Below are 23,276 nucleotides of genomic sequence, written 5' to 3' on the forward strand. Positions count from 1 at the left end.
CTTGCTTGTAGTTGTTAGGGCATTGGGTATGGTGGTGCGGTGAGGCTTAGCGTTGCGCCGCGCGAATCATGTTGCGGGCAATCACCAGTTGCTGGATCTGCGTCGTGCCTTCGTACAGTCGGAACAGGCGCACATCCCGGTAGAAACGTTCGATGGCGTACTCGCTGATGTAACCGGCACCACCATGGATCTGCACGCAACGGTCAGCGACGCGGCCGCACATCTCGGTGGCGAACATCTTCGAGCACGAGGCTTCGGTGCCGATGTCCCGGCCTTCGTCGCGCTGGCGGGCGGCGTCGAGCACCATGCAGCGCGCGGCGTAGATTTCAGCCTTGCTGTCGGCGAGCATGGCCTGGATCAGTTGGAACTCGGCAATCGGTTGGCCGAACTGCTTGCGTTCGATCGCATAGTTCAGCGCGTCGCTCAACATGCGCTCGGCTGCGCCCACGCTGACGGCGGCGATGTGCAAGCGGCCTTTGTCGAGGACCTTCATGGCGGTCTTGAAGCCCACGCCTTCCACGCCACCGATCAACTGGCTGGCGGGCACACGCACGTTGTCGAAAATCACGTCACTGGTGTGGGCGCCTTGCTGGCCCATCTTGTGGTCGCGCTTGCCCAACGACAGGCCTGGCGTTTCACGTTCGACGATAAAAGCGCTGATCCCACCCGAACCCTTGATGCCAGGATTGGTGCGCGCCATTACCGTAAAGATCCCGGCGTGTGGGGCATTGGTGATGAAGCGCTTGGTGCCGTTAATGATGTAGTCATCGCCATCGCGCACCGCCGTGGTTTTCAGCGAGGCGGCGTCGGAGCCGGAGTCCGGTTCGGTGAGGCAGAACGAGCTGAGCAGCTCGCCGCTGGCCAGCAACGGCAGGTAGTGTTCTTTCTGCGCATCGGTGCCGTCGAGCAGGATGCCGATGGAGCCGATGCCATTGTTGGTGCCGAAGTAGGAGCGGAAGGCCGGGGAGGTGCGGCCCAGTTCAAAGGCAATAGTCACCTCTTCTTCCATGGTCAGGCCCAGGCCGCCGTAGGCTTCGGGAATGGTCAGGCCGAACAGGCCCATGTCCTGGAACTGGCTGACGATATCCGCCGGGATCTCATCGGTCTCGGCGACTTCGTTTTCCCGTGGGATCAGCGCTTCGTCGACGAACTGCGCAATGGCGTCCACCAGGATATGAAGCGTTTGTGCGTCTCGGATCATGTGCATTCCTCAGCGGCCCGTTCGGCGGGCCTGTTATCGTCGATCTGCCGAGGCCATGCACCGGTCCAGCTAGCGGGTGGCGGCCTCGATATTGTTCACCATGTGCTTGAGGCGTGGGCCGATGTCGTCTTCGAGTTTCTCCCGGGAGAGGTGGAAACTCGGTCCGCCACAGTTGAATGCCAGCAAGCCGTGTTGTGCGTGTCGCAGCGGTACGGCGATGGCGTTGACATCGCGGTGCCACTCACCGATCGACATGCAGTAGCCGAAATCGGTGTAGTCCCGGAAGGCGCGTTCCAGCCCCTTGCGGATCGTCGGCCAGTCCTCCAGATGGCGCTGGCGGATGTGGTCGAGAATGAAATCCCGCTCGTTTTCCGGCATCGCTGCCAGGCAGGCGCGGCCTGCTGAACTCAAGTGCAACGGCAACCGCGTACCCACCTGGCGGCGCATGGTCATATTCGCTTCGCCCTGGACCACATCCAGGTACACCGCGTCGAGGCGGTCCCGGGTGGCCATCGCGACGGCAGCCTGGGCGTACCTGGCCATGGTCTCCATCAACGGATGCGCCACGGCCCGGATCGACAGGTTCGACAGCATCGCGTAACCGAACGCCATCACGCCCACCTCCAACTGGTACCGGCCCGACTGCGGCAGGTGCTTGAGGTAACCCAGGCGCGTCAGCGTGTGGGTCATGCGGGTGATCGTCGGCTTTGGCAGCCCGGTCTTGCGCGCCAGTTCCTGGTTGCCCAGCACGCTCTCGCTCGGCGTGAAACAGCGCAGCAGTTCAAGGCCACGGGCCAGGGCGGTGACGAACTGGCGGTCCTTGTCTTCCTCCTCATCGTTGTTCATCGGGTCAATCAACAAATGCTCGAAGGCGTTGTTGCCTGTAGGGACGTTTCCTGCAGGAGCTCCTGGGGTGTCCGAGTCCGCGTTTCGACGGCGCATGTTAATCCTCATATTTTTATAAAATCAACAAAACAAAATAGTATTCCGCACAGCGAAACTAAGCAACTTTTTAATCTGTGATAGTTAACGTTGATAAAAGCCTTTAAAACAGCAAGTTATCGATCGTTTTAGTCAGGCTTAGGGTTTTTACGTTTACACGTGCGGGGTCGATACTTATGATTATCGATAAATACGGAATGTTATTTCGCACAGCGAAACCAATAACAATTCCACTAACAAGAACGTTGTAGCAGGAGTGAATGTGACCAGCGCTAACCCACCCGTAGTGACCCTCGACGTCCAGGACAATGGCGTGGCCGTGGTCCTTATCCATCGGCCCGAGGTCAAGAACGCCCTCAATGCCCAGGTGCGTGAAGCCCTTGCCGAGCATTTCCGTGCGCTGTCCCGGCGCCAGGATGTACGCGCCATTGTGCTGACCGGTGGCGAACAGTTTTTCGTCGCCGGGGCGGATATCAAGGAGTTCGCCGCAGCGGGCGCGATTGATATGTACCGCCGCCATACCGAATACCTGTGGGAAGCCATCAGCCGTTGCCCTAAGCCGGTGATCGCTGCCGTCAACGGTTTTGCCCTGGGCGGTGGCTGCGAGCTGGCGATGCATTGTGACCTGATCGTGGCTGGCGAATCGGCGCGCTTTGCCCAGCCCGAGGTCAAGCTGGGCTTGATGCCGGGCGCGGGCGGCACCCAGCGCCTGGTGCGTGCGGTGGGTAAGTTCCAGGCGATGCGCATTGCGCTCACCGGCTGCATGGTCAGTGCGAAGGAAGCCCTGGCGATGGGCATGCTCAGCGAAATGGTCAGCGACGACCAGACACTGCCGCGCGCACTGGAACTGGCCGCGCAGATCGCCGCGCTGCCGCCACTGGCGGTGCAGCAGATCAAGGAAGTGATGCTGGCCGGTGCCGACCTACCGCTGGAAAGCGCCTTGGTGCTGGAGCGCAAGGCGTTCCAATTGCTGTTCGATTCCAAGGACCAGAAGGAGGGCACCGCGGCGTTCTTCGAGAAACGCACGCCGCAATACCGAGGGGAATAAGCATGACCGACACCCTGAATACGATGGGGCTGGTGGGCACCGGTGTCATGGGCGCAGGCATTGCGCAAATCGCCGCTCAAGCCGGTGTGGCGGTGCGCCTGTTCGATGCCCGTGACGGCGCTGCGCAAGCGGCGCGGGACCACCTCGACAGCACGTTTGCGACGTTGGTAAGCAAGGGCAAGATCAGCCAGGCGGCGATGGACGCGGCGTTGGCCAACTTGCAGGTGGTCGGCCTCATCGACGAGCTGGAGGGCTGCGACCTGGTGGTGGAAGCCATCGTCGAAAACCTCGATGCCAAGCGCGGGCTGCTGCAACAGCTTGAAGGTATCGTGAGCCCGAACTGCATCCTGGCGACCAACACCTCGTCACTCTCGGTCACGGCCATCGCCACCGGTTGCCAGCGCCCTGAGCGCGTGGCCGGGCTGCATTTCTTCAACCCGGTGCCGCTGATGCGTGTGGTGGAGGTGATCGACGGCCTGGCCACCGCGCCGGCGGTCGGTGACGCGCTGCTGGCGCTGGTGGCGCGGATCGGCCATCGCGGTGTGCGCGCCAAGGACACTCCGGGGTTCATCGTCAACCACGCCGGCCGTGCCTACGGCACCGAGGCCCTGAAAATGTTGGATGAAGGCATCGCCGAGCGCGGCGATATCGACCGCATCCTGCGCGACGGCGCGGGGTTCCGCATGGGGCCGCTGCAGCTTCTGGATCTCACCGGCCTGGACGTGTCGCACCCGGTGATGGAGTCGATCTACAACCAGTTCTATCAGGAGCCACGCTACAGACCGTCGCCCCTGACCCGGCAGATGCTGGTGGGCGGCCGCCTCGGGCGCAAGACCGGCCATGGCTTCTACCACTATGAGAACGGCCAGCTCATCAACGGCCCGCAACCCCAGCCGGTGCCCCGTGTGCAACAGCAGCCACCGGTATGGATCGCCACCGAGAACAGTGAAGATTACGAGCGCTTGAGTGCCCTGGTGATCAACTCGGGCGCCCACGTGGAGCACGCCGCGCAACCCTCGCCCGACGCGTTGTGCCTGCTGGCCCCGTATGGCCTCGATGCCACCAGCGCCTGCGTGCGTTTCGATACCGACCCTGCACGGACCCTGTGCGTCGACCTGCTGACGGACCTGTCACGCCATCGCACACTGATGCAAAACCCGCTGACATCCACGGCCATGCGCGACGCGGCACACGCCTTGCTGGCGGCGGATGGCGTGGGCGTCACGGTGATCGGTGACAGCGTTGGCTTCGTGGCGCAGCGCACCTTGGCGATGGTGGTCAACCTGGCGTGTGACATCGCCCAGCAACGCATTGCCAGCGTCGAGGATATCGACCAGGCGGTGCAGCTCGGCCTGGGCTACCCCAATGGTCCGCTGGCGTGGGGCGATGCCCTTGGGCCACGGCGGCTGCTGACGATTTTGCAGCGCATGAGCGAACTCACCCACGACCCGCGTTACCGCCCCAGCCCCTGGTTGCGGCGGCGGGCGATGCTGGGGATTTCCCTGCGCCATGAAGAGCCGACACTCGGCTGATTTCCCAACCTCACAGGATAAGAACAATGGGTGCATTGACAGGTTTGCGGGTGCTGGATTTAAGCCGTGTGTTGGCCGGTCCCTGGTGTGGGCAAGTGTTGGCCGACCTCGGTGCGGAAGTGATCAAGATCGAACGCCCCCAAAGCGGCGACGACACGCGTGGCTGGGGGCCGCCCTGGATGAAGGCTGACAACGGCGAGTCGTCGGGCGAAGCTTCGTATTACCAGTCGACCAACCGTGGCAAGTTATCCGTGGCCATCGACATGGCCAGCCCCGAAGGCCAGGAGCTGGTACGCGCACTGGCGGCCAGCTCGGATGTATTGATCGAAAACTACAAAGCGGGCTCCCTGGCCCGTTACGGTCTGGACTACGCGACCCTGGCAGAGCTCAACCCGCGCCTGGTGTATTGCTCCATCACGGGCTTCGGCCAGACCGGTCCGCGTGCCGAAGAGCCCGGCTACGACTTCATCATCCAGGGCATCGGCGGCCTGATGAGCATCACCGGTGAGCGTGATGACCTGCCGGGCGGCGGCCCGCAAAAAGTCGGCGTGGCGTTTTCCGACCTGATGACCGGCCTGTATTCCACCGTGGCAATCCAGGCCGCGCTGCTCAGCCGGGAACGTACCGGTGTGGGTCAATACATTGATATGGCGCTGCTGGATGTGCAGGTCGCCACGCTCGCCAACCAGAGCATGAATTACCTGGCCTCGGGCAAGGTGCCGCAGCGCTATGGCAATGCCCACGCGAATATCGTGCCTTACCAGGTGTTCCGCGCCGCCGACCGCGACTTCATCATCGCCTGCGGCAACGACAGCCAGTTCATTGCCTTGTGCCAGAGCATTGGCCTGCCACACCTGCCGGACGACCCGCGCTTTCGCCGCAATGCCGACCGCGTGGCGCATCGCGAAGCAATCGTCGCGCTGCTCTCGGCGCACTTCCTGGGACGCAGCGCCGATGAGTGGGTGGCGTGCATCCATGCGTCGAAAGTACCGGTGGGGGCGATCAATTCCATCGCCCAATCCCTGGAAGAGCCCCAGGTGATTGCCCGCAACCTGATGGTGAAAATCCCCCACCCCCGCAACCCGGACTTTGCCATGGTCGGCAGCCCGATCAAGCTGTCTGGTACGCCCGTGGAGTATGTGCGGCCGGCGCCGATGCTGGGGCAACACACCGACGATATCCTCGGCGGGCGGTTGGGCCTGACGCCGGAGCAACTGGCCCAACTCAAGGCACGCGGGATCGTCGAGCAGCAGGGTTAGACCAGGGTGGTGCGGTCGATCTGCTCGATGGAGGTGACGCCGGTCAGGGTCATGGCCACGCGCATTTCCTTGGCGAAGATGTCCAGCAGGTTTTCCACGCCGTGCTGGCCATCGGCGGCCAGTGCATAGGCGGTGGCGCGTCCCAGCAGGCACGCCTTGGCACCCAGGGCGAGCATGCGCACCACGTCCAGTCCGGAGCGGATGCCCGAGTCCACCAGCACCGTGAGGTCATCGCCCACTGCATCGGCAATCGGCGGCAAGGCCTTGGCGGTGGACAGCACGCCGTCCAGCTGGCGGCCGCCGTGGTTGGAGACCACGATGCCGTCGGCGCCGAAGCTCACCGCGTCCTTGGCGTCCTGGGGGTCGAGGATGCCTTTGATGATCATCGGGCCTTTCCAGAACTCACGGATCCACTCCAGGTCTTTCCAGCTGATCGACGGGTCGAAATTGTTCGCCAGCCAGCCAATGTAATCTTCCAGATGGGTCGGTTTGCCCAGGTACTTGGAGATATTGCCCAAGTCGTGGGGGCGGCCCATCAACCCGACGTCGAACGCCCACTGCGGCTTGGTCACGGCTTGCAGCATGCGCCGCTGTGCCGCGAACGGCCCGGACATACCCGAATGAGCATCGCGATAGCGCGCGCCGGGCGTGGGCATGTCCACGGTAAACACCAAGGTGGTGACCCCAGCGGCTTGCGCGCGCTCCAGCGCGTTGCGCATGAAGCCACGGTCCTTGAGCACATACAGCTGGAACCAGATCGCCTGCGCGCTTTGCGACGCCACTTCTTCAATCGGGCAGACCGACACCGTCGACAGGCAGAACGGAATGCCTTTGTTCGCCGCTGCCTTGGCCGCCTGCACTTCGCCGCGCCGCGCGTACATCCCGGTGAGGCCGACCGGGCTGAGGATCACCGGCATGTCCAGTGACTGGCCGAACAGGGTGGTTTTCAGGCTCAGGTTGTCCACATTGCGCAGGATGCGTTGGCGCAGGCTGATCTCGGCCAGGTCCGAACTGTTCGCACGCATCGTGTGTTCGGCGTAGGCGCCGCCATCGATGTAGTCGAACAGGAAGCGCGGCAGCTTGCGCTTGGCGGCTGCGCGGTAGTCGGAGGCGGACGAGATGATCATTATTAGGGGCTCCACAAGGCAAAGTGGGTTCAGGATAGGCAACTCTCTGGCATGATAAAAACAACTTTTATCACTGGTAGCCAGTCGCCAAAGGAATACTGATGAACCTCAGAACATTGCGGGCCTTTGTCGAAGTGGTGCGCCAGGGCGGTTTCTCCCAGGCTGCCGAGGTGGTGGCCCTGACTCAATCCACCGTAAGCAAGGCGGTCAAGACCCTGGAAGAGGAACTGGGCACGCCGCTGCTCAATCGCTTGGGCCACCGCAACGAACTCACCGCTGCCGGCGAAATTGCCTACCGCCGCGCTTTGGTGCTGCTCGCCGAGCGCAATGACCTGGTGGCCGAAATCAACGACCTGCGCGGCCTCAAGCGTGGCGTGCTGCGCATCGGCCTGCCACCCGTGGGCTGCGGCGTGCTCTTCGCAACAATGTTCGCCACCTACCGCAGCCGCTACCCGGACATCGACATCGAACTCACCGAATACGGCAGCAAACGCCTGCGCGAGTGCCTGGAAGCGGGGGAGGTCGACCTGGCGGCGCTGTTGCTGCCGGTCGACGAAGACTTCGATTACCAGCCGGTGCGCAATGAGCCGCTGATGGCCGTGCTGCCCATCAGCCACCCACTGGCTCACCTCGGGCGTATCGACTTCACCCACCTGGCCGATTCGCCGTTCATCCTGTTCGAAGCCGGCTTCGCCCTGAATGCCAAGATCCTCGCCGCCTGTGAGCGCAAAGGCGTCACCCCCAAAGTGACAGCCCGCAGCGGGCAGATCGACTTTATTGTCGACCTGGTCGCGGCCGGCCTGGGCGTGGCCTTCCTGCCACGCATGCTGGCGCACAAGCATCAACACGCCGGCATCGCCCTGATCCCTCTGGACGAACCGCACACCGACTGGCACATCGCCCTGGCCTGGCGCGCCAGCGCCCACCTGCCACCCGCCGCCCTGGCCTGGCTGGAACTGGCTAGGGAGCACGCCGTTTCAACCGGCCATCCGGTTTAATCACGCCGAGTGCCAGAGAAAGCTTGACTTCTCCTTTTCAATCAGTAACATACGGCGCATTCCGCGATAGCTCAGTTGGTAGAGCAAATGACTGTTAATCATTGGGTCCCTGGTTCGAGTCCAGGTCGTGGAGCCAGATAGCGACATAAAGAGAAGCCTGCAGAGATGCAGGCTTTTTTTTGCCTTGGATTTCTCTGGGGGGGATCAAAGCGCACAGCGTGATAGGCATGAAGGCGTCTCTAATCCTACGATTCAGAGGGAAGCCCCATGAAAGTCGCTGCAGTGGTTTCAACCAAAGACGGCAGAGTCGGCGTAGCGAACGTCAGGATTCAGCCCCAGGCGGATGACCGAAGTACGCCTTGTAGGCGTGGTTGAAGTTGGCAGGGTTGGCGTACCCCAGGCGGTGGGCAATCTGCGCCACGTGCCATTTGCGCTGGCGCAGCAGGGTGCGCGCCAACTCCAGGCGCTGCTGGCGCACATAATCGAGCATCGATTGGCCGTACACCCGGCTGAAGGCACGTCTGAGGGTGGTTTCACCCACGCCCAGTTCCCGTGCCAGCGCCAGCGTGCCGGGTGGTTTCATCAAGTTTGCGTCGAGCTTGAAGCGTGCTTCATGTGCCAGGTCCGAATGGCTGCGCAACGGGGCCGTGGGCTTGGCCGGTTGTGGCGCCAGGTGCGTGGCCAGCTCGACCAGCACGGCCAGGCTCAGGCTTTCCTGGTTCAGCCGTTCCAACGCCCCCTGGTAGGGCGAGTGATAAAGGCGCTCGAACAAACGCCCGACGGCGCGACAGCCGTGCAGTTCTGAAAAGTGCATGCCATCGTCGAGCAGCCTGGCCAGCGATTGCAGTGACGGGTCTTCTTCGGCCAATTGGCGCAGATAGTCGCCGCCGATGCGCAGCCCGGCCATGCGCGCACGGCTACCGGCAGGCATCTGGTCCATGGCTTCCATGCTTTCGCTCAAGCCCAGCACATGGGGGGCGCCGGGGGTGTATTCATTTAGCCGACCGTCTACCCGATGCTGCCATTGCCCACCCAGTACCTGCACGATGCACACGCTGTCGGGCAGCACCTTGTGGATGCGTAACGGTTCGGGGAACCGCAGATCGCAGTCGAAATACTGCAGGTGCGGCCGCACCGTCTGCGCACGGTAATGGCCGATCGCGCTGCCCATGACCTGCTGCGCGCTGTCATCGAATACACCGGCCTGGTCCAGGGCCTCTGGGTGATCGAAGCAGAAGTGGGTGTCCAGATAGGGGTTGCGGCGGTCCATTGGTAAAAGCGTCCGTCAGAGCGGGTGGGCAGCGTTGCATGATATCGACATCGGGCAGCCCGATCAGTTGTTGTGAGTCACGGCCTTATTGTTGTGCGCCCCGGCCGGGCCGCTTGGCAGGCGTCGGCGCGTTGATTTCAATGGTCGGCTTTGAACTGTCGAGGAAACCGTAAATGTTGATATATCGCAAGTGGGCAGCGCTGCTGGGCCTGGTTCTGGCCGTGATTGCGGGGATCGCCCAGGCTGACAACCGCCCGGAAGTCGCGGAAAAAGTGCTGGCCTATGCCGGCGAAGGCGGCGTGAAAGTCTGGACCCTGCGCATCGGCACGCGCAGTGACAATCAGGCGCTGGTGCAGGTAGAGGGCGTGGACCACGACTGGAACATGAAGATCCAGAAAATGGCCGTGGAAAAGACCGGCAAGGACACCCGCTATTCCACCACCGTGGACGGCCAGAAGTTCGTCGTGCTGGTGCTGCGTCAAGGCTGGGGCGAGCTGTACTTGCCCGGCGAAGCTCAAGCGTTGAACGTTGGCTATGACGAGTTCCTGTCCAGCCAAGGCAATGCGCAGGCATTCCTGACCGATTATTTGCAGGCCAACTGAGCAGTGGGTCGATTCGCACGGTGGTCGTGGGCGCTGACGATACTGGTACTGCCGCTGGCCCTGATGGGGTGGGCCAGTCTGCAGAGCTGGCGCGCCGATGAAGTGCTGCGGGACGCGCAAAGTATCGACGGCGACTACGCCTGGCTGCGTGTGCGTCAGGCCCTGGCGGGGTTGGCGTACTGGCTGGCCATCGCCGCGTTGGTGGCCGGGCTCTCAACATGGCTCAAGATGCGGCTGGACGCATGGCGCGCGCGGCAATCCAAGGACTTTCTTTACGGCCGTCTGTTCCTCTGCTGGCGTGCTCTGGGCCACTGGTTGGTGGCCTACACCGGGCTGCTGGTCTGCGCGCTGGCGCTGTGCCTGCTGTATGAACTGAGCTGGGGCTGGAGCCACTTCAAGGCCGGCGGCTGGTTCATGCTGTTGGTGGCGGTGCCAGTGATTACCGTGCTCTGGACAGGCTGTCTGTTGATTGAGCGGTTGCGCCGGCAATGGCACGCCTTGGACCGGCCTTCCTCGGCGTTTCTGGGCCAAACCCTGGGGCGCGCCAAGGCACCGGCCTTATGGGCGTGGGTTGAGCAACTGGCCAATACGGCCGGCGCGCCGGTGCCCGACCATATCGTGGTGGGCATCGACCAGGCGTTTTTCGTCACCAGCGTCGATGTCGCGCTGCAACCCGCCGGTGACGTGCTCAGCGGGCGCACCCTTTACTTGCCGCTGACCTACCTCTCGAGCCTGAGCCAGGCCGAAGCGGCGTCGATCATCGGCCATGAGCTGGGCCATTTCAGCAGTCGCGACACCGAACGGGGCAGCGAGATCGGGGCGCATTTCAGCCTGATGTGCCTGCACTTTTCGTATATCAGCGCTGGGGATGCCGACCCGGCGTGGGTCGAGCGCCCGGCAATCTGGATGACGCAGCGTTTCCTGCACCACTTTCAACTGGCGGTGCACCACTGGGGCCGCGCCCAGGAATTGGTCGCAGATAGGGTGGGCGGCAACATCGGCGGTGAGCGCTTATTTTGCCAGGCACTGTTACGCGTTATCGCGCTCGACGGTGAGATCCACACGCTGCTCACCGAGCGCCACCCGAACCTGATCCAGGCCCTTACCGACCACCTGCTCCATACACCGCTGCGCTTGGACAAGGCAGCGCTGGACCATGCCATCGCGCACCCGTTCGATACGCACCCGCCGACAGCACTGCGCATGCAGCAACTGGGCGTGCGACTGGATGACGACCTGCTGGCCCAGGCCACTCGCGTGCCTACCGAGCACGACCGCCACTGGTTCAGCCAATTCACCCATGCATCGTCCTCCGATGTCGGGCTGCCTGTATCACCGCCTATATCAATCGCTCAAGGAGAATGACCCATGACCCAACCCTCCGATCCGCTGTCGGATCTCGCCAGCACACTCAGTCAGGAATATGCCGACTCCCGCGAAGTTCAGCGCGAGCGTGCGATCGCCGAACTCGAGCAGGTCATCCATCGCGTGCCCGAGCAGACCGAATTCACCAATTCGCGCCGTTACAAGGTGCGCGGTCCGCTGTTTTTGCTGATTGCCCTGGGCTTGCTGGGCTTCGGGCTGCACCGAGGTTACAACGGCTTGGCCGTGTGTGCCGCGGTGATGGCCGTGGTGTTCGTACTGCTCACTTGGCAGCACCGCAACGCCGGGCAACATACCTTTATGCGCCTGACCCGCCGCCAGTTGTTTGTGGACACCTTGAGTGCGCCGGTCGATCTCGTCGAAATTGCCGACGTCAGCGTCAGTGAGGAAGGCTGGCTGACCGTGCAGAAACTGATTTTGCGACCCGGTGCGCCCCTGCCTGTGCATCGCGCCACGCGACAGCTGTTCGGCAACCAGGCGCTGGCCCTGAACAAACCCCAGCCGCAGATCCTGATTCAATCCGCCGGCGTGATGCATGAGGGCCATACCCTGGATGACGACCAGATCGCAGGCATCCTCAACGCCTATTGCCAAGCCGCCCAGGCCCAACAACATCTTGATGCGCTGCGCCAGGGCACTCAGCGCGATTCCTGAGCGGTTGTACGGTAGAGCCGGTTCAGGGTTGTTGAAATTGCCTCGCTGCATTGACATCCAGATCCGCAAATCAACCTGTTGAGCATTCAGTTTATGACCGTGATCGCGCCAGTTGCGATGGCCGCGACCAACATCACCAGCACGGTGCCGAAGGTCCACTTCAGCGAGACCCGCTGGTTATCGCCATAGTCAATGTCCAGCAGCCCGCACAGTAGGTAAGTGGAGGCCACCAGCGGGCTGAGCAGGTGCACTGGCTGGCCGATCAACGATGCGATGGCCATTTCGTGGGGGCCGATGCCGTAGTGGGTAGCGGTTTCGGCGAGGATGGGCAGCACTCCAAAATAGAACGCGTCGTTGGTCAGGACGTAGGTGAACGGCATGCTGAGCAGCGCGGTGATGACTGACATGCCGTGGCCAGCCTGCTCTGGCAGGATGGCGATCAGGTTATCGGAGATAGCCTTGATCATCCCGGTGCCGCCCATGATGCCGACGAAGATGCCCGCCGCAAAAATCAGCAGGGTCACGGCCAACACATTGTCGGCGTGCCGACCGATGACTTCCTTCTGCTGTTTGAGCGTCGGGTAGTTGATCAGGCAACCCAGGCCGAAGGCGACCATGAACAGGATCGGCAGCGGCATCAGGCTGAGCATCATCGAGCTGATGAGGGCGACCGTCAGGACCACATTGAACAGAAATTTCGGGTCGCTCAGGCGAACGTGTGCGTAGCCTTCGAGCACCTTGTCTTCGCTGACGCTGACAATACCCAAACGGCGGTATTCCATTCGACCTAGCCACCAGGCGGCAAAAATCACCCATACACCGCCAGCAATCATGATGGGAACCATCTGTAAAAACAGCTCGGTGATGTCGACGTGCATGGCACTGGCCGCTCGCGAAAACGGCCCGGCCCACGGCAGGATGTTCATCACCCCGATGGCCAGCAGTAGCACGGTGGCCATGACCTGCAAACGAATGCCGGTCAGACGATACAGCGGCAAAAAAGCTGCTGTGGCGATGATGTACGTGGTTGCGCCGTCGCCGTCCAGGCCAACGCACAACCCCAGCACGGCGGTGCCGACAACGATCTTGCGCGGATCGCCCTTGACCAGCCGCAACAGCACCTTGATCAGCGGGTTGAACAGACCGGCGTCGGTCATCATGCAGAAATACAGGATCGCGAAGGTCAACATGATGCCGGTGGGGGCGAGCATCTTCACGCCGTCGTACATCATGCCGCCCAGTTGCGTGGCGAAACCGCCGAGGCAACCGAAGAGGATCGGCACCAGCAGCAGCGCCACCAGCGGTGAAAGGCGCTTGCTCATGATCAGGTACATGAAGCAGACGATCATGGCGTAGCTCAGAAAGATCAACATGGGCATCCCTTTTATTGGTTTTGTAGGGGGCGAGCGCGGGACGGCTCGCGTTCTTCGGGCCGAACGAAGCCGGTGCAGCAGGCGCACAGGATTCAGCGTGTTGCGGGTTTAGTGGTGCGAGAACATCGGCTGGCCGCTGTGGGGCAGGTCGGCGACCAGGATGGAACCGGTAGAAGAGTCGGTGATGAACAATTGCCGATTGCCCTCGCCACCGAACGCCAGGTTGGTCAGGGTGCGGCCTTGGGTGCACGAGCGAATGCGGTACAGCGGCACGGCGTGAGGGTCGAACACCCAGACGCAGCCGTTACCGGCATCGCACACATACAGATTGCCTTCGCTGTCCAGCGCCATGCCGTCGGCGCCACTGACGCCCCCGGCCATGGCGGTGAAAATGCCCGCCTTGCTGGTGCCGCCGTCGCGTTGGATCGGCAGGCGCCAGACAGCGTTGCCCCGAGTCATCGCCACGAAGAGCGCGTTCTGCGCGAGGTCCATGACAAGGCCATTGGGGCTCGGGCCGTTGTCGATCAGACGCGTGAGGGTCTGCTTTTCCAGATCATAGGCGTAGACGCGACCGGTCGGGTCCTGCTGGCCGGTCTGGCCCTGATCGGTGAAGTACAGCTTGCCGCCGGCATCGAAGAATAGGTCGTTGACACCCTTGAAGCCTTCGCTGCGGCTGTGAGTGAGGAACGGCGTCACCGCGCCGGTGTGCGGAGCGAGCGTCAGGATCCCTTGCTTGTAATCGGCGATGAAAATCCGCCCGTCGCGGTGGATTTTCAAACCGTTGGGCCAGCCATCGTACTCGGCGATCAACGTCCAGTGGCCATGAGGGTCGATGCGCAGGATGCGGCCGTAGGGAATGTCGGTGACGTACAGGTTGCCGTCCCGGTCGAAGGACGGCCCTTCGAGAAAGCTTTTGACCTTCTGCCCTGGTTTGTTGGCGCGTACCCAGTCGGAGTCGCCGTCTTTCCAGAATTCTTCGGGCAGCGTGGTGAACACGCGGGTCGACAAATCGCGAGGCGGGGCATACAGGCTCACAGGATCAGCTCCTACGGGGGGCGAACGGAAAGCACCGATCTTGCTGGTGACGAGACCTTTTCGCCTTATTGTTTTTGTTCTATCTGGCAGAACGTTGTGTTTGCAGATAGAACAAGGTTCGACTTTATTTTTTCAGCTGTCAACCCACCGGGATTGTCTGTTTTTCATTTCGCCATTCATCACCAGGCACTCCCAACGCTCTCGGGAGCGCCCTGGCGCATCGCTTGGGATGAGAGGCGTTGACAGTGGGATTTTGTCGGCTCATGATTATTTCAGAACAGTGTTCTGTCAGATAGAACTATTGCATTCCACCACCCGGAGACCCGGCGATGAACTCTAATAACAACCTGGACATCCTGATCAGCGAGGTCGGCCCCCGTGATGGCCTGCAAAGCATTAGCGCGACCATGCCCACTGCGCTCAAGCTTCAATGGCTGACGGCCCTGGCCGACGCGGGCTTGAAGGAGATCGAGGTCGGCTCGTTCGTGTCCCCCCGACTGCTGCCGCAAATGGCCGATGCCGCCGAGTTGGTGGCGCACATGCGTCAGCGTTCGGACGTGTTCGTTACCGCGTTGGTGCCGAACCTCAAGGGCGCCGAGGCAGCGTTCAACGCGGGCGTACAAAAGATCACCCTGCCCATTTCCGTCAGCGAGCCCCATTCACTGGCCAACATCCGCAAGACCCATCAACAGGTCTACGACGAAGTGCGCACGGTGATGGCCCTGCGCAACGAGCGCTTCCCGCACGTCGAGGTCGAGGCCGGGCTGTCGACGGTGTTCGGTTGCACGATTCAGGGCGAGGTGCCCGAGGACGACGTGCTGCGCATGGCCCTTACGATGGTCGAGCTGGGCGTCGATGAAGTCGGGCTCGCCGACACTGTGGGGTACGCCAATCCGGCGCAGGTGCGTCGCGTGTTCACCCGTCTGCGCAACGAGATCGGCAGCAAGGCCGGCAGCGCGCATTTTCACAATACCCGTGGGCAGGGCCTGGCCAATGTGGTCGCGGCGCTGGACGTTGGCGTCACCACCATCGATGCCTCTCAGGGCGGTATCGGCGGTTGCCCGTATGCGCCGGGGGCGTCGGGCAATATCGTGACCGAGGATCTGGTCTACCTGCTCGAGTCCATGGGCCTGCGCACCGGCGTGGACATCGACAAGCTGGTGGCCGCTCGCGCCTGGCTGAAACAGGGCCTGCCGGGAGAGCCGCTGTATGGCTTCATCCCTGACGCAGGCGTCGGCAAGAATTTCCATTACGCCGGAGGTGCGCGATGAGCCTGCTCAATCGGAACCTTCAGGCGCTGCCGCTGGCAGGCGTGCGCGTGGTCGAGTTCGTGCACATGGTCATGGGCCCGACCTGTGGACTGGTGCTGGCTGACCTCGGCGCTGAAGTGATCAAGGTCGAGCCGACGCCCGAGGGTGACAACACGCGTCGTCTGACCGGCTCCGGCGCTGGCTACTGGATGACCTACAACCGCAACAAGAAAAGCTTCGCGGTCGACATCAAGACCGAGGAAGGCATGGCCGCGGTGCGCAAGCTGATCGAAAGCGCCGATGTGGTCACCGAGAATTTTCGTCCCGGCGCCATGGACAAGCTCGGCCTGGGCTACGAGCAGGTCAAGGCGATCAAGCCGGACATCATCTACAGCTCGATGAAAGGCTTTCTGCCGGGGCCGTATGAACATCGCACTGCGCTGGACGAGGTGGTGCAGATGATGACGGGCCTGGCCTACATGACGGGTCCCGAAGGCCGCCCGCTACGCGCCGGTGCCTCGGTCAATGACGTAATGGGCGGTATGTTCAGCGCCATCTCGATTCTGGCGGCGCTGTGGCAACGCAAAAACACCGGGGAAGGGCAGTTCGTGCAGACCGGGCTGTTCGAGAACTCAGCGTTTCTGGTGGGGCAACACATGATGCAGATGGCAACCACTGGCAAGCCTGCCGCGCCGATGCCCAGTCGTTTGTCAGCCTGGGCGATCTACGACGTGTTCAATACCCTGGGCGATGAGCAGGTGTTCATGGGCGTGGTGAGCGATAGCCAGTGGGTCAATTTCTGCCAGGGTTTTGGCTTTACAGAGCTGGGGCGCGACCCTGAACTGGTGAAAAACACCCAGCGCGTGCAGGCCCGGGCGAGGATTCTGCCGCAGGTCCGCGAGCGTCTGGCGCAAATGAGCAAGCAGGAGGTCATGGACCTGTGCGAGCAGACGGGCCTGCCGTTTTCGCCGATCCAGCGGCCGCAGGACCTGTTCGAGGACCGGCACCTGAACGAGTCGGGTGGGCTGGCCCATCTGACGCTGGAGAACGGCGACGCGGTCAAGGTGCCAATGCTGCCGTTCGAGATGAATGGTCGTCGCTTCAATACCCGCCTCAATGTGCCGCAAATGGGCAGTCACTCTGCCGAGCTGCTCGAAGAAATGGGCTACGCGTCGGGTGAAATCGAAGCGTTGCGCGGGCGTGGCATCGTTCGCTGATACCGCTGGAAGGGATTCCTGATTCCTGTAGCTGACGGACATTCTCGCCGTCAGCCTTATAAAAATAAATGCTGAGGAAACCCGTCATGGCCATCGTCACGACACCCCCGCACAGCAGCGATATCAGCAGCGTGCGCTCCCTGGATGCCGAGCAGACCCGCGTCCTGCACAAGGCCGCCTGGCGCTTGATCCCCTTGCTCGCGCTGGCGTATTTCTTCAATTACCTGGACCGCACCAGCGTCGGCTACGCCGCGTTGCAGATGACCGAGCAGTTGGGCCTGACCGCCACGCAGTTCGGTCTTGGCGCGGGCATCATGTTCTTCGGCTACTGCCTGTGCGAAGTGCCGAGCAATCTGGCGATGTACCGTTTCGGCGCCCGCCTTTGGATGGCGCGGATCATGATCACTTGGGGCCTGGCCGCTGCCGCCACCGCGATGATCGTCGGGCCGTACAGCTTCTATATTGTGCGCTTGATCCTCGGCATCGCTGAAGCCGGCTTCTTTCCCGGCGTGATTTTCTTCCTTACCCTGTGGTTCCCCGCGCAATACCGCACGCGGGTGTTGGCCTGGTTTACCGTGGCCACGCCGATCTCGTTTCTGGTGGGTGGGCCGCTGTCGATCTGGCTGTTGCAGATGCACGGTTTGCTCGGGCTTGCGGGTTGGCAATGGATGTTTCTCATCGAAGGGGTGCCAGCGTGCATCCTCGGTTTGATTACCTTGAAGGTGCTGACCAACCACCCGGCCGAGGCCAAATGGCTGACCGCCGAAGAACGCCATGTGCTGACCGGCATGCTCGCCGAAGAGCAGAGCAAAGGTCAGCACAGCCATGGCTTCAAGGCCGCACTCAAAGACCCACGCGTGTGGATTCTCAGCTCGATCACCTTCAGCTTCACCCTGGGCTCCTACGGCATCGGTATCTGGTTGCCGCAGATGCTCAAGGCCCATGGTGTCGAAGTCAGCATGATCGGCTGGGTTGCGGCCATTCCGTACTTCTTTGCCACTGTAGCGCTACTGATCTGGGCCAAACATGTGGACCGTACCGGCAAAGGCATTTTCAACCTGACCGTGGCCATGCTGCTGGCAGGCTTTGCGTTAATCCTGGCGCTGCGAATGGACGCGCTGGTTCCGGCACTGGCAGGGATCACTTTAGCGCTGATCGGCACGATCGCTGGCAAGACGATTTTCTACACTTTGCCGGGCAAGTTCCTGCGCGGGCAAGCCGCAGCGGGTGGAATCGCACTGATCAATTCCATTGGCGCGTTTGGCGGGTTTGTCGGGCCTTACCTGATGGGCTTTTTGAAGGACTACACCGGGTCGTTCACCGCAGGTCTGATGGTCATGGGCTGCATCATGTTCGTTGCCGCAGCAATGGTCGTCTCGCTTCGCTTCTTCCTGCGCGAGTAGTGAGCAGCGGCTGCACTTTTTTCAGAAGGGATCGGGCGGCTCTGATATTGTCTTGCGGGTTGGCGGGGTGGTTTGCGAATCATCCGCCGCCTGCGAGCGACGAATCGACAATGAGTGTCTATGACTACCGAATCTGAAAAAAACCTTTCCGACCAGGCCGCCAATGCTGAAGGCGGCGTGGCTGCCGTCGACCGCGCATTTGCCATTTTGTCGGCCTTCAGCATCGAGCAGGACTGTCTGGCGCTGGCCGAAATCGCGCGGCGGACGGGTTTGTACAAAAGCACCATCCTGCGCCTGATCGCCTCGCTGGAAAAAGCCGGGTTCGTCCGTCGCCTCACCGATGGTCGTTACTCGGTCGGCCCTGAGCCGCTGCGTTTGTCGCAGCTGTACCAGACCTCGTTTCGACTGCGCGACGTGATTCACCCCTTGCTGGAGTCGATCACTGAGGAAAGCGGTGAAACCTCTTCGTTCTACGTGCTGGAAAACGGCAGCCGCGTCGTGTTGTTTCGGGTCGAGCCCAAGCGTGCGGTGCGGGTTTCGGTGCTGGAAGGCGCGCGCTTTCCGTTGCAGGCCGGAGCGTCAGGCAAGATCCTTCGGGCCTTTTCCCGCGATGCGGAGCCTTCATTGACCGAGGTCCGCGAACGCTTCTGGGCCTGTTCCTTCGGCGAGCGGGACCCGGAAACTACCGCCGTATCAGTGCCGGTGTTTGCCATGGGCCATGAGTTGAAAGGGGCGCTGACCTTGTCCGGTCCGTCCGACCGTCTGCTCAAGGAACACATCGAACATGCGGCGTCGATCCTGTTGAGAAACGCAGTCATCGCCAGCAATGCGCTCGGAGGTAATGACCGAGAACTACGTGCAGCTCTGACACGTCTGGGCGAATCGATGGTCCGTCGTTAACCGGCGAGCGACCGCTTAGGGCCGATGTTGTGAGAGGCAGCAGTCGGCCAAAAGCAGACATTTGAATCGCCTCGGGTTTCGTAGACACCTCTTTGCCTTAAACTGAGGCCAATTAGGAGGTGCCATGAGCAACCCACGTTATCCCGAAGAATTCAAAATCCAAGCGGTCAATCAAGTGGCCGAAAAGAAGCTGCCTGTCGCTGAGGTGGCAGCACGTCTTGGTGTGTCGACGCATAGCCTCTATGCCTGGATAAAGCGCTACAGCAAACCTCTAGAAGAACGACAGCAAGACGATGATCAACACGCTGAACTGCGTCGTCTGCGAGCGGAGCTCAAGCGCGTCACTGAAGAGCGAGATATCTTAAAAAAGGCCGCCGCGTACTTTGCCAAGGAGTGCGGTTGAAGTACGCCTTTATCAAGCAGCGAGCCGGCGACTATTCCATTCGACGGCTTTGCCTGACGCTGAAAGTCCATCCAAGTGGCTATTACGCCTGGTTGTCTGAGCCGCAATCTGCACGCGCCAAAGACAACCAGCGACTGCTGGGTTTGATCAAGCATTCATGGCTGGAAAGTGGCGGCGTTTATGGCTATCGCAAAATCCATGACGATCTGCGCGAGGTCGGTGAAGTTTGCGGGCGCCATCGCGTGGCAAGGCTGATGCGTCTTGAAGGGCTGCGCTCTCAGACAGGTTATCGACGCCGCCCTGGAAAGTACGGCGGTAAGCCAGCGGTCGCCTCACCCAATTTGCTGAAGCGCCAGTTCGATGTCGTGGAACCCAACAAGGTTTGGGTCACCGACATCACCTACATTCGTACGTATGAAGGCTGGTTGTATTTGGCGGTGGTGCTGGATCTGTTTTCTCGTCAGGTCGTTGGCTGGTCAATGAAGGCGCAGATGACCAGTGATTTGGCTATTGATGCGTTGTTGATGGCGGTTTGGAGGCGTAAACCGAAGCAAGAGGTGATGGTTCATTCCGACCAGGGCAGCCAGTACAGCAGCTCCGACTGGCGCAGCTTTTTGAGCGCAAACAATTTGGTTGCCAGCATGAGTCGCCGAGGCAACTGTCATGACAACGCCGTGGCCGAGAGCTTTTTCCAGCTTCTAAAACGGGAACGGATCAAGCGAAAAATCTACATCACGCGGGAAGATGCTCGTAGTGATGTGTTCGATTACATCGAGATGTTCTACAACGTAAAACGCCGCCATGGTTTCAACAATCAGCTGTCACCGGTAGAGTTTGAAAAGCGTTACGCAATGAGCTTGCAAGGTGTCTAGAGAATCCGGGGCGATTCAACTGTCACTGAGAAGGTTGAAAAACAGGCTAGCAGTGTTGTTGTGAATTTGGCGGACTCTCCACTAACATTTGGCGAGATAGAGAAAGCATTACTATCTCGCCCTGTTGAGGGACTGAAAAAGCTTTATTTGATGAAAAATAATGAATTCAGGGTGATTGAGGCTTCAAAATGACTATTACTATGAGCCTTGAGGTTGAAGAAGGCACCTCATTTGATAAGGTTTCCTTAGCTCTATCAAAAATGGGAGCTGACCACTCAGTTGATGAAAAATATTTGACTGGGAATTTTAATTGTTCGAACTGCTATTTTGTCTTTCGCTATATTGTCCCTCATGATGCCGTAGCCGCAGAGGGTGTAGAAGTTGGTTGGAAGGTCGGTGTGCGAGGTGCATTTCATTCGCCTATTAAGTCCCTCTCTGAGAGTTGGAATGACATTAAGATTTTTCTTACGGAGTTTTCTATTGGTACAAACCTAAGGTTTGTACTCTCTTTTCAATATGAGAGCGTGTATGCAATTCGAGACGAGTATGGTGTCAATTTTTTGAAGAGTATGGTCGATGATGTTTAAAGTTAATTTTTCTCCTGCCTAAATGGTGCAAAAGCTACTGCTACAACGGGTGAAGTTGTAGCTACTGAAGCCACAAGTGCAAATGCCCAAGCTGCATTGAGAGCGAAACTATCAGGGCTACAAAAAGCTCAAGAGACAGCAGCGGTCACTAGAACACTGCCTGATGGCCGTATTCGTTACTACACACAAGAGGTTCCTGCACGGACAGAAGGACCTACTCTGGGTGCTTCTTTCGCCACGGAGTTTGATCCTAAAACGGGCAGTACGAGGCAATGGATAGAAAGCTATGACCATGCAGGAGAAGTAATCCGTGTCCACCCAAAAAGTATTAATGGGCAGCCGGTTGATGCTCAGCACTAGCCTCCGACCGGAGCAGAGCTAAAGAGTTGGGGGCAGCAATGAGCATGGAAGACATAGTGGCTGACAGACTTGGAAGAGTAGTTGCTGATGGATTTGCTATTTTTAAAATATCAAAAGAGGCACTTGATATTTACCAAGATCCATGCCTTTCTCTCACAAAAGATTTAGACATTGCGTTGTTGTTATTAATGGCAATGGTCGAAGGGCCAGAGTTTGAGATGACAGAAAAAGAATTTTATGATTTTTTATCTGATATTCGACAGATGTAGTTTTCAATATACCCAACTTGATCAGGCACTATCGACACCGGCCTTGCGCCGGTGTTTTGCACTCTATTTGCACCCTTTTTGCCGCCTTCCTGCACTCATCCTGTAGTCTTCTTGTACTCAAGCTGTACCCTTTTTGTAGTCCTTTTGTCTCCTTTTTGTCTACCAACCTGACGACCTACGGTCTACCTGCTCAATACGCCCTTTTTCAGCATGAATTTTCGCTCCTTAACAGGAGCAAAATCTCAATACACATCAAGCACCTCTCGCGAGGTGGGTATTTTCTATATTTATCAATTAGTTATCCGGTTTCTGTTTTCTGGGTGCTGTTATACATTTGTAATACAAAACGAGTGTTTCACCCAGCAAGCACTGACGTGAGTTGTATAGCATTTGTTATACACAGCGGCAGCCCCACAGAACTGGTCCTTTTTTCAAGGTTGGCCCGTTTTATTGGCCCGGCAAGCTGTCTCTTTTAGTCGCAGCTTGTGTCCAGCGCTTGGCGTCGTGCATAGGCAATACGCTACTGATCACTGTCTCCAGGGCTTCGCGCTCTTTGTCATCCAGCTTGGAAATGGCCTAAAACTGAAGTTTCAGGCGGTCATCCGGCCCACGTTCTCCCTCATCAAATAGCAGCATATCGGCGCTGACACTCAGAGCCAGAACGGTCCTTCGAAAGACTTCGATGGTCGGTTGCGTTGTGCCTGCTTCATAGCGCCGTAGCTGCGAAATATGCACACCTATGGTGTCAGCCATCTGTTGCTGTGTCAGTCCGCGCTCTTTGCGCAGGGCCGCCAAGCGTTGCGGGAAGCTCATGGGCAGAACCAGCGTTGGGAAATGGACCATGAGTCTATGCCTCGTTTTTTTGGCGCTTGACGTGAGATAGCATATTAGGATTAATTAAATATAGCTAATATGATTGTTGACGCATTTTAGGAGAAAACCTGATGGCCCGCATCCGCGAAGCCGAACTAGAACGCCTCAAACATTTTTACGTACAGATGGCAGTGTTATTAAGGATCTAGACAGTATGAAGACCATCGTTTTAGAGAAAATAAAATGATAGTTTCAGTGGGGTTTGATTCTCTAATTACATTTGACTGTACATATGGAGAGTGGGTGTTCAATGAAGGGGTTGTTCGGGTTTTTGTCGAGAAGGGGCTGGCTCTTAAAAAGTCAAAGTTAATCAAGGATGCCTTGAGTTTAAAGGTTGTTGAGTGCGGAGATGAGGAATGCTCCTAAGTTGAGAAGATTTTTCCAATTCACTACGTATATGATCCCGCTAGAGATACTGAGTACATTGAATGGGAGCTTGAGGGGGGTGTTGAATGCTCTCGGTAAAGATGGGGAATGGGTTAAGTATAAAAGTAAAAGTGAAAGTGAAAGCTTATATGCGATGCATGAATACGTGGGGGGGGCTGGTTCGTATTTTCGGGTGTTAGTTTTTCGAGAAGAATAATTTATGAGTATGCTGCAGACCAAAAAACGTCTACTGGTAATGAGTTTGTGCAAGAGTTTAGATGTAGGTCTATGATTGAGAATTCGATTAATGAGTACTTTCTTGAAGGGGTGATTGGCGTTTCGCCTGGACCTG

At 59.4% G+C, this 23,276-nt stretch carries 21 protein-coding genes and 1 tRNA gene; 15 read left to right on the forward strand and 7 right to left on the reverse strand.

The features are described from left to right. Positions 1 to 46: 46 nt before the first annotated feature. Positions 47 to 1,201 (reverse strand): acyl-CoA dehydrogenase family protein, encoded by a 1,155-nt coding sequence (locus tag CWC48_RS19855; RefSeq protein WP_078049524.1) that lies wholly within the window; start codon positions 1,199 to 1,201, stop codon positions 47 to 49. A 69-nt stretch (positions 1,202 to 1,270) separates the two neighbouring features. Continuing rightward, a complete protein-coding gene (locus tag CWC48_RS19860; RefSeq protein WP_252994303.1) occupies positions 1,271 to 2,047 on the reverse strand; it encodes an IclR family transcriptional regulator in 777 nt (258 codons plus the stop codon). A gap of 358 nt (positions 2,048 to 2,405) precedes the next feature. Between CWC48_RS19860 and CWC48_RS19865 the strand changes: the two genes are divergently transcribed. From CWC48_RS19865 to CWC48_RS19875, 3 genes are read left to right on the forward strand one after another with little or no spacing between them, the layout of a single operon-like run. Then, complete coding sequence (locus CWC48_RS19865) at positions 2,406 to 3,191, forward strand: enoyl-CoA hydratase (RefSeq protein ID WP_100490102.1); 786 nt, start codon at positions 2,406 to 2,408, stop codon at positions 3,189 to 3,191. A gap of 2 nt (positions 3,192 to 3,193) precedes the next feature. Further along, positions 3,194 to 4,723 (forward strand): 3-hydroxyacyl-CoA dehydrogenase, encoded by a 1,530-nt coding sequence (locus CWC48_RS19870; RefSeq protein ID WP_100490103.1) that lies wholly within the window; start codon positions 3,194 to 3,196, stop codon positions 4,721 to 4,723. Positions 4,724 to 4,749: 26 nt separating this feature from the next. After that, positions 4,750 to 5,982 carry a CaiB/BaiF CoA-transferase family protein gene (locus CWC48_RS19875; RefSeq protein WP_099492299.1) on the forward strand — a complete coding sequence of 411 codons (1,233 nt, stop codon included), beginning with the start codon at positions 4,750 to 4,752 and terminating at the stop codon, positions 5,980 to 5,982. On the opposite strand, the gene lldD is transcribed toward CWC48_RS19875, so the two are convergent. Continuing rightward, complete coding sequence (lldD, locus tag CWC48_RS19880) at positions 5,979 to 7,109, reverse strand: FMN-dependent L-lactate dehydrogenase LldD (RefSeq protein WP_099492300.1); 1,131 nt, start codon at positions 7,107 to 7,109, stop codon at positions 5,979 to 5,981. The two genes, CWC48_RS19875 and lldD, sit on opposite strands and share 4 nt — an antisense overlap. 101 nt (positions 7,110 to 7,210) lie before the next feature. Here lldD and CWC48_RS19885 point away from each other — a divergent pair, with 101 nt between their 5' ends. Together CWC48_RS19885 and CWC48_RS19890 are read left to right on the forward strand one after the other, a co-directional pair. Next, positions 7,211 to 8,107: a LysR family transcriptional regulator gene (locus CWC48_RS19885; RefSeq protein WP_078049520.1), complete on the forward strand. Its 897-nt coding sequence runs from the start codon at positions 7,211 to 7,213 to the stop codon at positions 8,105 to 8,107. 60 nt (positions 8,108 to 8,167) lie between these two features. Then, positions 8,168 to 8,243 (forward strand) — tRNA-Asn (locus CWC48_RS19890). A 186-nt stretch (positions 8,244 to 8,429) separates the two neighbouring features. Here the strand turns inward: CWC48_RS19890 and CWC48_RS19895 are convergent. Beyond that, the gene (locus tag CWC48_RS19895; RefSeq protein WP_100490104.1) at positions 8,430 to 9,377 is read right to left on the reverse strand and encodes an AraC family transcriptional regulator; all 948 of its coding nucleotides are present in this window, start codon (positions 9,375 to 9,377) and stop codon (positions 8,430 to 8,432) included. Positions 9,378 to 9,550: 173 nt separating this feature from the next. Here CWC48_RS19895 and CWC48_RS19900 point away from each other — a divergent pair, with 173 nt between their 5' ends. Genes CWC48_RS19900 through CWC48_RS19910 form a run of 3 tightly spaced genes read left to right on the forward strand, consistent with a single transcriptional unit; the run spans position 9,551 to position 12,016 of the window. Beyond that, positions 9,551 to 9,979 carry a hypothetical protein gene (locus tag CWC48_RS19900; protein WP_100490105.1) on the forward strand — a complete coding sequence of 143 codons (429 nt, stop codon included), beginning with the start codon at positions 9,551 to 9,553 and terminating at the stop codon, positions 9,977 to 9,979. Positions 9,980 to 9,982: 3 nt separating this feature from the next. Beyond that, positions 9,983 to 11,344: a M48 family metallopeptidase gene (locus CWC48_RS19905; protein WP_256581725.1), complete on the forward strand. Its 1,362-nt coding sequence runs from the start codon at positions 9,983 to 9,985 to the stop codon at positions 11,342 to 11,344. Positions 11,345 to 11,347: 3 nt separating this feature from the next. Beyond that, entirely contained in the window at positions 11,348 to 12,016 is a 669-nt protein-coding gene (locus tag CWC48_RS19910; protein ID WP_256581726.1) for a hypothetical protein, read from the forward strand. A gap of 86 nt (positions 12,017 to 12,102) precedes the next feature. Here CWC48_RS19910 and CWC48_RS19915 read toward each other — a convergent pair whose 3' ends face one another. Then, positions 12,103 to 13,389 (reverse strand): CitMHS family transporter, encoded by a 1,287-nt coding sequence (locus tag CWC48_RS19915; RefSeq protein WP_100490106.1) that lies wholly within the window; start codon positions 13,387 to 13,389, stop codon positions 12,103 to 12,105. A gap of 108 nt (positions 13,390 to 13,497) precedes the next feature. After that, a complete protein-coding gene (locus CWC48_RS19920; RefSeq protein ID WP_100490107.1) occupies positions 13,498 to 14,424 on the reverse strand; it encodes an SMP-30/gluconolactonase/LRE family protein in 927 nt (308 codons plus the stop codon). Between the two features lie 329 nt (positions 14,425 to 14,753). On the opposite strand from CWC48_RS19920, the gene CWC48_RS19925 reads away from it, so the two are divergent. The 7 genes from CWC48_RS19925 (at position 14,754) to CWC48_RS19955 (ending at position 21,685) form a co-directional block, all read left to right on the forward strand. Continuing rightward, a complete protein-coding gene (locus tag CWC48_RS19925) occupies positions 14,754 to 15,695 on the forward strand; it encodes a hydroxymethylglutaryl-CoA lyase (protein ID WP_071492792.1) in 942 nt (313 codons plus the stop codon). Beyond that, a complete protein-coding gene (locus CWC48_RS19930; RefSeq protein WP_100490108.1) occupies positions 15,692 to 16,891 on the forward strand; it encodes a CaiB/BaiF CoA-transferase family protein in 1,200 nt (399 codons plus the stop codon). The genes CWC48_RS19925 and CWC48_RS19930 overlap by 4 nt, the downstream gene beginning before the upstream one ends. An 86-nt stretch (positions 16,892 to 16,977) precedes the next feature. Then, on the forward strand, positions 16,978 to 18,294 hold the full coding sequence (locus tag CWC48_RS19935) for an MFS transporter (protein ID WP_058424970.1): 1,317 nt from the start codon (positions 16,978 to 16,980) through the stop codon (positions 18,292 to 18,294). Between the two features lie 120 nt (positions 18,295 to 18,414). Then, the gene (locus tag CWC48_RS19940; protein WP_100490109.1) at positions 18,415 to 19,194 is read left to right on the forward strand and encodes an IclR family transcriptional regulator; all 780 of its coding nucleotides are present in this window, start codon (positions 18,415 to 18,417) and stop codon (positions 19,192 to 19,194) included. A gap of 124 nt (positions 19,195 to 19,318) precedes the next feature. Further along, a protein-coding gene (locus tag CWC48_RS19945) for an IS3 family transposase (RefSeq protein WP_100490110.1) occupies positions 19,319 to 20,469 on the forward strand; the annotation gives its coding sequence in 2 pieces (ribosomal slippage) (positions 19,319 to 19,553 and positions 19,553 to 20,469; 1,152 coding nt in all). A gap of 188 nt (positions 20,470 to 20,657) precedes the next feature. Beyond that, on the forward strand, positions 20,658 to 21,056 hold the full coding sequence (locus CWC48_RS19950; protein WP_078049513.1) for a hypothetical protein: 399 nt from the start codon (positions 20,658 to 20,660) through the stop codon (positions 21,054 to 21,056). A gap of 398 nt (positions 21,057 to 21,454) precedes the next feature. Beyond that, a complete protein-coding gene (locus CWC48_RS19955) occupies positions 21,455 to 21,685 on the forward strand; it encodes a hypothetical protein (protein WP_078049512.1) in 231 nt (76 codons plus the stop codon). Between the two features lie 576 nt (positions 21,686 to 22,261). Here CWC48_RS19955 and CWC48_RS30455 read toward each other — a convergent pair. Next, entirely contained in the window at positions 22,262 to 22,498 is a 237-nt protein-coding gene (locus tag CWC48_RS30455) for a helix-turn-helix domain-containing protein (RefSeq protein ID WP_218261619.1), read from the reverse strand. Between the last annotated feature and the right edge of the window lie 778 nt (positions 22,499 to 23,276).

Origin of the sequence: Pseudomonas sp. S10E 269, assembly GCF_002798465.1 — a bacterium.
Classification (GTDB): Bacteria; Pseudomonadota; Gammaproteobacteria; order Pseudomonadales; family Pseudomonadaceae; genus Aquipseudomonas; species Aquipseudomonas pergaminensis.